This window comes from Cupriavidus sp. SS-3 (assembly GCF_035818815.1).
Lineage (GTDB): Bacteria > Pseudomonadota > Gammaproteobacteria > Burkholderiales > Burkholderiaceae > Cupriavidus > Cupriavidus taiwanensis_C.
Window position 1 is genome coordinate 47710 of record NZ_JAYLVT010000001.1, and the last position, 12407, is coordinate 60116.

A 12407-nucleotide genomic window follows, 5' to 3' on the forward strand; every position below is an offset into this window, starting at 1 on the left:
GCTCCCGTGCAACTTCATCTTTCAACCTGGGCGGAGATCGAGCAATACCTGGGCCGCAGCCGTACCATCGTGATCCCCATCGGCTCGAACGAACAACATGGCCCGACCGGGCTGCTCGGCACCGACTGGCTGTGCCCGCAAATCATTGCCGGCGAGGCGGAGCAGCAGGCCGATATCCTGGTGGCGCCGACCTTCAATATCGGCATGGCGCAGCATCACCTGGCATTCGCCGGGACGATTTCGCTGCGTCCGTCGACCTTCATCGCCGCGATCGGCGACTGGGTACGCTCGCTGGCAGGACATGGCTTCGAGAAGCTGCTGTTCCTGAATGGCCATGGCGGCAACGTTGCCTCGATCGATGCGGCCTTCTCCGAGCTCTACGCCGAAGCCAGCTTCGCCAGGCGCCGCGCCGGCTTTGCGCTGAAGCTGTGCAACTGGTGGGACCTGCCTGGCGTGGGCGAGCTGGCGCGCGACCAGTTCCCGACCGGCCACGGCTCGCACGCCACGCCTTCCGAAATCGCGATCACCCAGTGGGCCTTTCCGGATGCGCGCAAGCATGCCGACTATGCACCACGGATCGCGCCCAGCGGCCCGATACGCGAGGCGCTGGACTTCCGCGCGCGCTATCCGGACGGCCGCATCGGCTCGGACCCCGGACTGGCAACGGCCGAGAAAGGCGCTGCTCTGGTCCGGCTGGCGGCGCAGAGCCTGGTCCGGGAACTGGACGCGTTCGGCCGCGAACCGATGCCGGACTGAGGTCGCGGGCAGACGTATGGGGGGCTGCGGGCCGGGACTGGTTACGTCATGTATCAAGTCCTGTTCCCGCCGATGGCTTTATCGCGTGCCGGCGAGCCCCTAGAGTCTGCCGTGTGAGCCATGACACCTTTGGATTGGGAGCCACCATGTCTGTCCAGCAACGACTCGCGGCGCGCGGCCTGGCACTGCCGCAACCACCTCAACCTTTGGGCAGCTATACCGCGGTCAGCCAGGCCGGCGACCTGCTGTTTATTTCCGGGCAGCTGCCGCTGCAGGACGGCAAGGTGATCTGGCAGGGCCAGGTCGGCAAGGACCTGAGCGTCGACGAAGGCAGGCGTGCCGCCGAACTGGCCGCGCTCAATGTGCTGGCGCAGATCGACGCGCACTTGGGCGGCTTTGCGCGGCTCGATCACCTCGTGCGGGTCGACGGCCACCTTGCCAGCGCGCCCGGATGGTTCGCGCAGCCGGCGGTGCTCGACGCGGCGTCGGACCTGTTCCGCGACGTGCTGGGCGACAAGGCCGGCCACGCGCGCACGATCTCTTCGCACCTCCAGCAGCCGGGCAACGCGGCCGTGATCCTGGTGGTCATCGCCCAGGTCCGGCCGGCATGAGCCGACTGCTACGCCGAGAATTTTTCGAGCAGGAAGTCAACGAAGACCCGGACCCGGCGCGTGACATGGCGCGCGGACGGGTATAGCAGCACGAACGGGCGCGCGCTGCCGCCGTATTCGCGCAGCACTTCCACCAGCGTGCCGTCGCGCAGGTCCTGTTCCACCACGAAGCGATAGGTCTGGAACAGGCCGGCGCCGGCGCGCACCAGCGTGGCGCCGCCAAGGATATCCTCCGACGCCGTGTACGAGCCGGTCGTGACGATATCGGTTTCCGTGCCGTCGACCTGGAGGGTCCAGGGAATCCTGCGTCCGCTGCTGGGGCGCTCGAACTGGATGCACTCATGCCGCAGCAGATCTTCCGGCGTTTGCGGCGTGCCGGCCTGCCGCAGGTACGCGGGCGCCGCCACCACCACCAGTTCGACGTCCTCGAGCTTGCGCGCGATCAGGTTAGAGTCGTCCGGCGCGCGTCCGCGCACGCACAGGTCATAGGTGTCATCGGCGAAATCCACATTGCGGTTGCTGATGTGCACGTCGATCTGGACCTCCGGGTACCGGGCCCGGAATGCCGGCAGCACTGGCAACACGCGGTAGTGGGCATACGGCGTCGGCAGGCTGATGCGCAGCCGCCCGGCCGGCGTCGCATGCTGGCCGCCGATCTGCCGCTCGGCATCGACCAGCTGCGCCAGCGCGGCGCGGCTCTGCTCGAAGTACAGGCGGCCTTCGTCGGTCAGGCGGATCTGCCGCGTGGTGCGCACGAACAGCCGCACGCCAAGCCTCTCCTCCAATCGCTGCACGGTACGGCTGACTGCGGGCGGCGTCACGCCGGCGGCGACCGCGGCCGCGGTAAAGCTGCCCAGTTCCGCGGCCAGGCAAAACAGTTCGATGCTGCCGAGCTGGAGGTCATCGAATTGGCGTTTCATGGCTTCCCCCTGCTGGTGACGGACCTCGCCCGGTATCCGGGGCAGTCGCCATCATAGGTTCGCGCCCCGACGAAGTCGACTGACGCGCCCGTGCATTAGTACGCACCGCGCATAACTGTTTGTCCGGCCGGTGCCTTCGAAAGCCCGACCCGAGCCTCTAGATTGGAACCCATCGGCGCCGCGGGCCCGATCGGCACGCTAGCCGGACCAACCTACATCGAGGTGAAAACATGAGTGCAGCACAGAAAGTCGTCGTCATCACAGGCGCATCGCAGGGCATCGGCGCGGAACTGGTCAAGGCCTTCCGCGAACGCGGCGATCGCGTCGTCGCCACGGCGCGCAGCATCCGGCCGTCAGAAGACCAAGACCTGCTGGCCGTCGCCGGAGACCTGGCCGACCCGGCCACCGCGCGCCGCGTCATCGCCGAGGGCGTGGCCAGATTCGGCCGGATCGATACGCTCGTCAACAACGCCGGCATCTTCGTCGCCAGGCCGTTCACCAGCTATACCGGCGCGGACTACGCCGCGGTCACCGGCATCAACCTGGCCGGCTTTTTCCATATCACGCAGCTGGCCGTCGCCGAGATGGAGAAACAGCGCAGCGGCCACGTGGTCAGCATCACCACCAGCCTGGTCGACCATGCCCTCAGCGGGGTGCCATCGGTGCTGGCGTCACTGACCAAGGGCGGCCTGAACGCGGCCACCCGGTCGCTGGCGATCGAATACGCCCGCACCGGCATCCGCGCCAACGCCGTCTCGCCCGGCATCATCAAGTCGCCGATGCACCCGGCCGAGACCCACGCGGCCCTGGGCGCGCTGCACCCGATGGGCCATATGGGCGAGATGCGCGATATCGTCGACGCCGTGCTGTACCTGGATTCGGCGCCGTTCGTGACCGGCGAGATCCTGCACGTCGACGGCGGGCAGAGCGCCGGCCATTGACCACGCGGCATGCGACCGCGGCAGCCCAGGGCTGCCGCGGTCATGACATGCAGGATGGGGGCTGCCTCGCGATGAGGCAGCCCCTTGCTTCAGACCAGCCGGGTCTCGACGTGGATGTTGCCGCCCAGCGCCTTGGAGTACGGGCAGGTCTGGTGCGCGGTATCGACCAGTGCCTGCGCCAGCTCGCGCTCGATGCCGGGAATGCTGACATTGAGTCGGGCCTGCAGCAGGTAGGCGTCGCCCGCCGTGCCCAGGTCGACCTCGGCGTCGACCGACAGGTCCGACGGCAGCTTGACCTGCCGCTTGCCGGCGGCCAGCCCGATCGCGCCGATAAAGCATGCCGACCAGCCCGCTGCCAGCAATTGCTCCGGGTTGGTGCCCGCGCCGCGCGAGCCTGGCGAGGACAGCTGCAGGTTCAGGCGGCCGTCGTCGCTGCGCGCCTCGCCGTCGCGGCCGCCCGCGGTGATGTGGACCTTGCCGGTGTACAGCACTTTCTCGATACGGGTCATGTCTGGTTCCTGTTGGATGGTGTTGGTGGTGATGAAGCAGGCCGGCGCGCCGGCCCGCACGGCTCAGGCGTAGGCGCCGTCGAGATACGGATCGACGCTGCGCGCCGGGTCCGCCGACACACCGCTGCGGTCGAGCCCGGCCACGGAGCGGGCGCCGTCGGTGTAGGGATCGACGTTGCGCGCACCGTCGCTGAACGGATCGACGCTGCGGGCGCCATCGCTGTACGGGCTGCGCGGCTCCTGCACCGAGCGCGCGCCCTCGCTGTACGGGTCGCGGGCATCCACCGCGCTGCGGGCACCGTCGGTGAACGGGTCGCGTGCGCCGGCGGCAGAGAAGCTGGCGGCCTGGGCGCCGGCAGCGGCGGCAGCGAGGGCGAGGGCGAGGACAAAGCGGCGGGCGATTTGGGTAGTCATGATCGGCTTCCTTAAGTACACGTTGAGGGTTGAGCGGGCCGGCTTTCGCTTTCGGGGTATCCGACGCCGCGGCCACGGAACGTATTTAAGGTGACCGGTGTATCGGCCATGTAGCCAATGCGGGCCGCCTTTGTCAGCCGCCGTGTCGCAGCGGAGGCGGGATACAAAGCGGTACAAAGTGACGGCCTGGCGCGCGACCGTCGCCGCGGCTAACTGGCTGCCGCGCCTTGCCCGGCACCCAGGCCGAGACGCCCTGCCTCCTCGCGCAGCGCGCGCACAAACGCGTGCACGACCTCGCCCGCCCCGCCCTGGCGCCATACCGCGCCCACCGGCCCGAACGATTCGGCGTCGGCCACCGGCAGCACGCACAGCAGACCCAGCGCTTCGAGGTGGCGCGCCATCGCGCCGGAACAGACCCCGATGTAATCGGTGCCGCGCAGCACCGACTCCAGCGTCAGCACGGAACCGGTTTCCACGCGCGGCTGCAGCCCGGCAGCGCCGCGTTCCAGCAGCACGGTGTCGAGCCGGGTCCGCATCAGCGTTTCGCGCGGCGGCATCGCCCACGGAAAATCGAACAGGTCGCGCCAGGCGATGCGCTGGCGTCCGGCCAGCGGATGATGACGTGCCACCACCACGCCGATGCCATCCTCGAACAGCACCTCGTGCGCCAGGTGGGGGCCATAGGCACGCGCGTCGATGGAGCCGACGATGACGTCGTAGTCGCGCCGCTCGAGCCGCTCCAGCAAGGTATTGAAGACGCCTTCCGTGACCGCGATCTGCACGTTGGGCTGCGCCTGCTGGAAGCTGACGATGGCGCGCGGCACCAGGTGCGCCACGCCGGCAAAAACGCTGCCCACATGCAGCCGCGCCACCGCGCCCTTGGCAATCGAGCCCAGTTCTTCATGTGCGCGCGACACCTCGCCCAGCACGCGGACCGCCAGCTTGCGCACCGCCTCGCCGGCGGGCGTGAGCTGCAGCCGCCGCCCGCGCACCAGCAGCCGCGCGCCGGCGAGCGCTTCCATCTCGCCCAGCCAGTGCGACATCGCCGATTGCGTCATGTGCAGCCGCTGCGCCGCCGCGGACAGCGTCCCGGCGTCCAGCAGGATCAGGAAGGATTCGAGATGCCGCATGCGCAGCCGGCGCGCCCAGGCCACGCTATCCGCAGGTTCAGTCATGAGTGTTTACTAATATATCTATCGGAACAATTCACTGGCGCTCATGGTAAGCCAATTCAATAATGCTCAGGAGTTCCCGGGCCTTCTCAGCTTCCTCACATTGTTCTCAGGCTTTATACCTATGAAGAAACTCTCAGTTGTTTCGCACCTGGCCGTGGCGGCAATCGGCCTGGGCTTGGCGCTGCCCGCCTGGAGCTGCGGCGAGGCGGGCTCGAACCGGCCCATCCGCCTGGTGGTATCCCAGCAAGCCGGCGGCAGCACCGACACCATCGCGCGCATGTGGGCCGAGCATGCCGGCAAGGAACTCGGCACCACGGTGGTGGTGGAGAACAAGCCCGGCGCCGGCGGCGTCATCGCCGCCAAGTCGGTGCTGGCGCAACCGGCGGACGGCTGCACGCTGTTCCTGGCGGGCGTGTCGCAGATGGTGCTGAACAAGTTCGCCTACGCGCCGCTAGCCTATTCGCCCGAGAAGGATTTCACACCGGTGGCGACGCTGACCAACGTGCCGTTCGTGCTGGTGGCCAATCCGCAGACCGGGCTACGCACGCTGGACCACCTCAGCGAAGCGGCGCGCGCCAAACCCGGTGCGATCAATTTCGCCTCGTCGGGACTTGGCAATTCGACCCACCTCGTGGTCGAGATGCTGCTCAAGCAGCGCGGCCTGCGCATGACCCACGTCCCCTACAAGGGCGAGCCTGACGGTGTGATCGCCACGGTCTCGGGCGAAACGCAGGTGATGGCGCCGGTGCTCAGCACCGCCTTGCCGCAGATTCGCGCCGGCAAATTGGTGCCGCTGGTGGTGTTCGCCGCCAAACGCGTGCCGGACCTGCCCGACGTGCCGGCAGCGCCGGAAATCGGGCTGAAGGGCTTCGAGGACATCGGCTGGTCGGGCATCGCCGCCAAGGCCGGCACGCCCGCGGAACCGATCCGGCGCATGCATGCGGCCACGCAGAAATTCCTCTCGGATCCCACGGTGGTCGACAAGCTCCGCGCGATGCAGGTCACGCCGATGCCAGGCCCGGTCGGCAAGCTGGCCGAGCTGACCGCGCGCGACACGGTCAAGTGGAAGGACGCCATCGGCGACCTGAACCTGCGCGCCAACTGAAGCCCACCCGACACCAGATCCCGAGGTAACAATGAAAAAAGGCATGGTCGTCTGCCCGCAGCCCGAGGCGGCGGAAGCAGGCATCGAAATCCTGCGGGCCGGCGGCAATGCGGCGGACGCCGCGGTCGCCTGCGCGTTTGCCCAGGCCGTGGTCGATCCGCTGATGTGCGGCATCGCCGGGTTCGGCACGGCCGCGGTGTATATGCCGTCGCACCAGGCACACGAGTACATCGACTTCCACGCCACCGCGCCGGCACGCGCCACCCCGGACATGTGGGCCGACAAGCTGGAAGGCGAGGCCCGCGACGGCTTCGGCTTCTTCGTCAAGGACCGGCTCAACGACATCGGCTACCAGTCGGTCGCCACGCCGGGCACGCTGCGCGGCCTGGAGGCGATTCACCGCGGCTACGGCAGGCTGCCCTGGCGGGAAGTCATCGCGCCGGCGATCCGCTGGGCGCGCCAGGGCTATTTCGTGCGGCCGGGGATGTATTCGTTCTGGATCGACGAGGGCACGCTGGGCCGCGCCAGCAACCGTGAACGCCTGGCGTACAGCGCCGATGGCCGGCGCCTCTATTGCCGTGAAGACGGCTCGCCCAAGACCATCGGCACGCCGCTGCACAATCCAGATTTCGGCGACACGCTCGAGCAGATCGCGCGCGAGGGCGCGGACGCGTTCTATCTGCACGATATCGCCGGGCGCATCGTCGCCGACATGGAGGCCAACGGCGGGCTGCTGTCGCGCGCGGACCTGGCGGGCTACCGGGTCGAGCGCACCGCGCCGCTGGCCGGCACCTATCGCGACCGCACCATCACCACCAACCAGCCGCCGGGCGGCGGCGTGATGCTGATCGAGATGCTGAACATCCTCGAGCGCTTCGACCTGGCCCGGATCGGCCACAACACCGCGGAATACCTGCGCATTGTCTGCGAGGCGATGAAGGCGGCCACGCGCGACAAGGATCTGCACGTCGGCGATCCGGCCTTTGTCGAGGTGCCGCTGGCGCGCCTGCTCGACAAGGGCTATGCCCGCGAGCTCGCCGCGGGCATCGTTACCGGCGACAGGATCGACATTGCCCGCGTCAATCCCGGCCATGTGGTGCCGCGCGATACCACGCATCTGTCGGTGGTCGATGGCGAGGGCAACTGCATTGCGCTGACGCATTCGCTGGCGATGCCGTCGGGGGTCATGACGCCGGGCCTCGGCTTCCTGCACAACGGCTGCATGGGCGTGTTCGATCCGCGCCCGGGCCGCGCGGGCAGCATCGCGCCGGGCAAGCGGCGCTTCACCTCGTCGTGCCCTTCGATCGTGTTCCGCGACGGCAAACCGGAGATCGTGCTTGGCGCACCGGGCGGCACCCAGATCGCGATGGGCGTGCTGCAGGCCATCCTGAACGTGGTGGACTTCGGCATGGCGATGCAGCCCGCCGTGTCGGCGCCACGCTTCTCGTCGACCAGCAATGCCATCGACGTCTGCAACCGGATTCCGCGCTATCTCACCGCGGAACTGGAAGCGCAAGGCTATGAGGTGATTCGCAATCCGTACAACTACACCATTGCCTGGGTGCACGCGATCCGGCTTGTGAACGGCGAGCTCGATGGCGGCGCGGACCCCGGGCGCGACGGGGTGGCGCTGGAGACGGCGATCGCCTGAGCGGGTGTCGCAGAACGGAAATCACGCCTGCCGAAAAATTTTCCTTGTAATGAGATCGATTCCCATTTACTATTCGATCACTGCCTGACGCACGGTGCACCGAAGCAAGCACCGGACGGCGCGGGCAGACCGGCCAGGCTGGCACCGCGCGGCACGCGTCGGCACCCAGCGCTGGCAGGCAGGACAGATTTCCGGATGCCGTCCTCGCGGCCTTCGATACCGACTTTTGTGGGGACCGCTCCGTCACGCGGAGCGTTTGGTAGTAGCCAGTCTCCGGAAGATCGGGAAAGCAACCAGACCCCGCTTTCCCGATCGCGTCTTCCGGCGGCAAGCCAGGCCACCTTTTTATTCCGCGCGCCGTGCAGGCACGTCGCGCCGCCAGGGACGAGGGCGCCAGCGCCCGGCCGGCCCTGGCGCTTCCCGCCTGAAATTCCGCCAAGCCACTGACGCCGTGCCCCGTGCGGCGCCAGGCCGGGCGCCGCCCTGACTGCGGGGCGCCAGCCGCAGCATGCCTATGCCATCCGCCATGTCATCCGAGAGCACCAACCCGATCCATCTCAAGCGCGCCGGCCTGAAGGCGACGTCGCCGCGGATGCGCATCCTCGAAGTGTTCCGCACCAGCGCCAGGCGCCACCTGAGCGCGGAAGATGTCTACCGCATCCTGCTGACGCAGGACGAGGATGCCGGGCTGTCGACGGTCTATCGCGTGCTCAACCAGCTGGTGCAGGCCGATATCCTGCTGCGCCACAGCTTCGAGTCGGACCACGCCGTATTTGAACTGAACGAAGGCGGTCACCACGACCACCTGATCTGCGTGGCGTGCGGCCGCGTGGAGGAATTCCGCGACGAGCGCATCGAGCAGCGCCAGCGCCAGGTCGCCGCCGACAACGCCTTTGAGCTGCGCGAGCATATGCTGGTGCTGTATGGCGTGTGCCCGCAATGCCGCGCCGGCGCCGCCGACGAAGCGCGCGTGCCGGAACTGCCGGCCAGCGCCTGATCCCCCGCCGCATGTTGCGCGCCTGACGGAGCCATCCATGGAGCGCCTGACCAAACCCCTGTCCGAACTGAAGCACCTGATCAACCTGTGCCTGCGCCAGGAACCTGGCTGCCAGGACTGCCAGCTGCGCGCGGTGTGCGTGCACCGCCCCGACCACACCGGCTGCAACTGGAGCGCCGAGGTCGATTTCCCCGAACGCAGCGAAGCCGACGCCGTGCGCCACTGGCGCCAGGCCCGTCGCGTGGTGATGATGGTGCGCGAGCAGTACAACGTGGGCACCGCGGCGCAGGCCTGAACCGGCCGCGCAGGTCAGATATCGAGTTGTGCCGCCGTGATGCCGAGCGCTGCGGCAACCCGCGTTTTTCTTATCTGGCCCGCGTCAACGTTCAACGCCAGCTGCGGCGGTATGGCTGCTGCCCGTTTGCCGGGCAGCCCCCGGCCGCAGTACCAGCCACACCGCCATGCCGATCAGCGTGCCGCCGGCGGCATGCGCCCACGACAGCGTCTCGCCCAGGAACAGCGCGCCCCAGACCATGCCGAACGGCGGGATCAGGAAGGTGACGGTCAGCGAGCGCACCGGGCCCAGGTCGGCGATCAGCCGGTAATACAGGATGTAGGCCAGTGCCGTGCACAGCGTGCCGAGGCCGACCATCGCCGTCCACACGCCGGCGCCGGCATCGGGCAGCGTGTTGTGGCGCCACAGTGCCACGGCGCAGAAGGGAAGCAGAAAGGCGCCCGCGCCGACCAGGCTGCCGGCCGCGACCAGCCGGCTGTCCAGCCCGCCGCGTTGCGTGATCCAGCGCCGCGCGAGAAAGCCGGCCAGGCCGTAGCACGCCGTGGCGAACAGGCAAGCCAGCGCGCCCAGCAGGACCTCCGTGGAAAAGGCCACCGGCCCGGTACGCGTCAGCACTCCCACCCCCGCGACGCCCAGCACCACCCCCAAGGCCTTCGCCCGCGTCAGCGGTTCCGCAAAGGCCAGCGCGCCGATCGCCACGCCCATCAGCGGGGTCATGGCGTTGAACACCGCCGAGTAACCGGCCGGCAGCCACAGCGCCGCCACGGCGTACATCGCGAACGGAATGCCCGAGTTGACCACGCCCAGCGCCAGCACTGCCGGCCATTTGCCCTGCATGTCCCAGCGCAGGCCGAGTAGCGGCAGGCACGCCGCCAGCGTCAGCGCGCCGATCAGCACGCGCACGAAGGCCGTCGGCAGCGGCCCCAGCACCGGCGCGCCAATGCGGATGAAGAGGAAGCTGCCGCCCCAGAGGGCGGCCAGGGCCAGCAAGCGAAGCAGGTCGAGGGGTTTCATCGGTCGGGCGAGGGGCGCCCCCCGCCGGCAGGATCAGCGATGCCGCATTGGACGCCGGTGCGGGGCCGCCCGCAAGCCGGATTCGGACCTGTGGTCCGGCAGGCGCCGAGCGGAGCACCTACCGGGCCATGGGATGCGCGGCACGTTCGCGGATTTACGCGACAATTGAGAGCCTTTTACGCCACAATGTCACGCAAATACGTCACTTCCTTACCGGGAGCTTTCATCCGCTCCCCCCGCAGGAGGGGACGCGTCGCCGACGCGTGACAATCCGCATTCGATTAAATTAAAATCTGGTCTGCGCCAGAGTTAATTGACCCCTCCGACGCATTCCCGACAAGCCGCCAGGCCTCCTGGCGGCTTCTTTTTTTGTTCCGGTAAGATGCGCGTTGCCCGGCGCACCGGCCGGCGACATCCCCATTGGCCCCGTCCCGCGGCGCTGCCGGCATCCCAATGCCCGCATCCTGCGTCAACCGGCGCGGCGTCGGCCGCGTTGCCAATCCACATGAAACGACAGTTCCTGGGCCTGCTGGCCCGCGTCTACGTCCTGCAATTCGCGCTGGAAGTCCCCGCCACCGTGGCCATGCTGGCCGACATGCTGCTGGAATACGGCTTCCAGGTCGATATCGGCTCGGTGCGTCCGCTGCTGCGGGCGCTGCAAATGGAAGGCTACCTGGAAAGCGTGCTGCGCGACGGCATCGGCCGGGTCTACCTGCTGACCGAACGCGGCCGCGAAGAACTGCAGGCCAGCCGCCAGCGCATCGACGAACTCTACCGCCGCCTGCACGCCGGCCTGCCCGCGACCGACGACGCGCAACGCCGGGCCTGAAACGGGGCCGGGACGGGCGGCCGCGGCGCCGCCAGCGTACCCGTTTCTGCGAGCTGCTTTGGCGCTGCAGCGGCACCCGGCCCAACCGTCTTACTTCTTCTCCGCCTTCCCTTCGTAGCGCTTGCTCCATTCGGCCAGGATGCGGTCGCGGTTATCGCTGGCCCAGCGGAAGTCGTTCCTGATCAGGCGCTTCTCGTAGTCCGCCGGCAGCAGCGCGTCGGGCTTGGCGATGCCAGGCACGGCCAGCACCGCGAAGTTCTTTTCATACAGCGCCATGGCCTCGCGCGACGCCGAGAAGTCGGCCAGCTTGCGTGCCGCATCGAGATGCTTCGTGCCCTTGACGATGGCGGTGGCCTCGATGTCCCAGCCCAGGCCTTCGCTGGGCAGGACGATATCGATCGGCGCGCCTTCCTTCTTCGACTTCATGGCGCGGTACTCGAACGCAATGCCGATCGGGAACTCGCCCTGCGCGGCCATCTTGCACGGCTTGGAACCCGAGTGCGTGTACAGGCCGATGTTCTTGTGCAGCGCGTCCATGTACTGCCAGCCCTTCTGCTCGCCCTTCATCTGCAGCCATGCGCTGACGTCGAGAAAGCCCGTGCCCGACGAGGCCGGATGCGGCATCACCACCTTGCCGGCATAGACCGGCTTGGTCAGGTCGGCCCACGAAGTCGGCCTGGGCAGGCCCTGCTTCTGCGCCTCGACCGTGTTGAAGCAGATCGCCGCGCCCCACACGTCCATGCCGACCCATGCCGGCGGGTTGGCGGGGCTGCGGTACCTGGCATCGATCGCGGCCAGGTTCTTCGGCGCGTACGGGTCGAGCATGCCTTCCTTGTCGAGGATCGCCAGGCTGGAGCCGGCCAGGCCCCACACCGCGTCGGCGCGCGGCGCGGCCTTTTCCGCCAGCAGCTTGGCGGTGACGATGCCGGTGGAGTCACGCACCCACTTGATCTCGATATCGGGATGCACCTTCTCGAACGCGGCCTTGTAGGCGGCGATCTGGTCGGCTTCGAGCGCGGTGTAGACGGTCAGCACGGTGGCGGCGGCGGCGTGGCCGGCCAGCAGCGGCAGCGTGGCGACGGCCACGGTTGCAATGGCCGCGGAAAGGCGGGTGATGCGGGACATGGTTTCCTCCTTTGGAATCGGTCAGTGTGTAATGCGCAGTGCAGCGGGATGACAAAACGGGAAGT

Annotated in this window: 14 protein-coding genes; 8 read left to right on the top strand and 6 right to left on the bottom strand. The window is 68.2% G+C overall.

Annotated features, from left to right (window positions below):
* The first annotated feature begins 6 nt into the window (after positions 1-6).
* Positions 7-756 (top strand): creatininase family protein, encoded by a 750-nt coding sequence (locus tag U9J39_RS00190; protein ID WP_115711888.1) that lies wholly within the window; start codon positions 7-9, stop codon positions 754-756.
* A 146-nt stretch (positions 757-902) separates the two neighbouring features.
* Positions 903-1367 carry a RidA family protein gene (locus U9J39_RS00195; protein WP_116313681.1) on the top strand — a complete coding sequence of 155 codons (465 nt, stop codon included), beginning with the start codon at positions 903-905 and terminating at the stop codon, positions 1365-1367.
* A gap of 8 nt (positions 1368-1375) precedes the next feature.
* On the opposite strand, the gene U9J39_RS00200 is transcribed toward U9J39_RS00195, so the two are convergent.
* Entirely contained in the window at positions 1376-2287 is a 912-nt protein-coding gene (locus U9J39_RS00200; protein ID WP_326346255.1) for a LysR family transcriptional regulator, read from the bottom strand.
* Between the two features lie 230 nt (positions 2288-2517).
* Here U9J39_RS00200 and U9J39_RS00205 point away from each other — a divergent pair, with 230 nt between their 5' ends.
* Complete coding sequence (locus tag U9J39_RS00205; RefSeq protein ID WP_115682151.1) at positions 2518-3228, top strand: SDR family NAD(P)-dependent oxidoreductase; 711 nt, start codon at positions 2518-2520, stop codon at positions 3226-3228.
* An 89-nt stretch (positions 3229-3317) separates the two neighbouring features.
* Here the strand turns inward: U9J39_RS00205 and U9J39_RS00210 are convergent, their stop codons facing one another.
* From U9J39_RS00210 to U9J39_RS00220, 3 genes are all read right to left on the bottom strand, one after another.
* Complete coding sequence (locus U9J39_RS00210; protein ID WP_326346256.1) at positions 3318-3737, bottom strand: organic hydroperoxide resistance protein; 420 nt, start codon at positions 3735-3737, stop codon at positions 3318-3320.
* 63 nt (positions 3738-3800) lie between these two features.
* Entirely contained in the window at positions 3801-4151 is a 351-nt protein-coding gene (locus tag U9J39_RS00215) for a hydroxyquinol 1,2-dioxygenase (RefSeq protein WP_115682150.1), read from the bottom strand.
* A 209-nt stretch (positions 4152-4360) separates the two neighbouring features.
* Positions 4361-5326 carry a LysR family transcriptional regulator gene (locus tag U9J39_RS00220; RefSeq protein ID WP_240987744.1) on the bottom strand — a complete coding sequence of 322 codons (966 nt, stop codon included), beginning with the start codon at positions 5324-5326 and terminating at the stop codon, positions 4361-4363.
* 121 nt (positions 5327-5447) lie between these two features.
* Between U9J39_RS00220 and U9J39_RS00225 the strand changes: the two genes are divergently transcribed.
* From U9J39_RS00225 to U9J39_RS00240, 4 genes are all read left to right on the top strand, one after another.
* A complete protein-coding gene (locus U9J39_RS00225; RefSeq protein WP_115711884.1) occupies positions 5448-6431 on the top strand; it encodes a Bug family tripartite tricarboxylate transporter substrate binding protein in 984 nt (327 codons plus the stop codon).
* A gap of 43 nt (positions 6432-6474) precedes the next feature.
* The gene (gene ggt, locus U9J39_RS00230; RefSeq protein WP_326346257.1) at positions 6475-8082 is read left to right on the top strand and encodes a gamma-glutamyltransferase; all 1608 of its coding nucleotides are present in this window, start codon (positions 6475-6477) and stop codon (positions 8080-8082) included.
* Positions 8083-8590: 508 nt separating this feature from the next.
* Positions 8591-9079: a ferric iron uptake transcriptional regulator gene (gene fur, locus U9J39_RS00235; RefSeq protein ID WP_326346258.1), complete on the top strand. Its 489-nt coding sequence runs from the start codon at positions 8591-8593 to the stop codon at positions 9077-9079.
* Positions 9080-9116: 37 nt separating this feature from the next.
* The gene (locus U9J39_RS00240; protein ID WP_062804044.1) at positions 9117-9374 is read left to right on the top strand and encodes a hypothetical protein; all 258 of its coding nucleotides are present in this window, start codon (positions 9117-9119) and stop codon (positions 9372-9374) included.
* Between the two features lie 84 nt (positions 9375-9458).
* Here U9J39_RS00240 and U9J39_RS00245 read toward each other — a convergent pair whose 3' ends face one another.
* Positions 9459-10388, bottom strand: a complete 930-nt coding sequence (locus U9J39_RS00245; RefSeq protein WP_116313683.1) for a DMT family transporter — start codon at positions 10386-10388, stop codon at positions 9459-9461.
* A 505-nt stretch (positions 10389-10893) separates the two neighbouring features.
* Between U9J39_RS00245 and U9J39_RS00250 the strand changes: the two genes are divergently transcribed.
* On the top strand, positions 10894-11217 hold the full coding sequence (locus U9J39_RS00250) for a PadR family transcriptional regulator (protein ID WP_115682144.1): 324 nt from the start codon (positions 10894-10896) through the stop codon (positions 11215-11217).
* Between the two features lie 90 nt (positions 11218-11307).
* On the opposite strand, the gene U9J39_RS00255 is transcribed toward U9J39_RS00250, so the two are convergent.
* Entirely contained in the window at positions 11308-12342 is a 1035-nt protein-coding gene (locus tag U9J39_RS00255; protein WP_326346259.1) for a putative 2-aminoethylphosphonate ABC transporter substrate-binding protein, read from the bottom strand.
* Between the last annotated feature and the right edge of the window lie 65 nt (positions 12343-12407).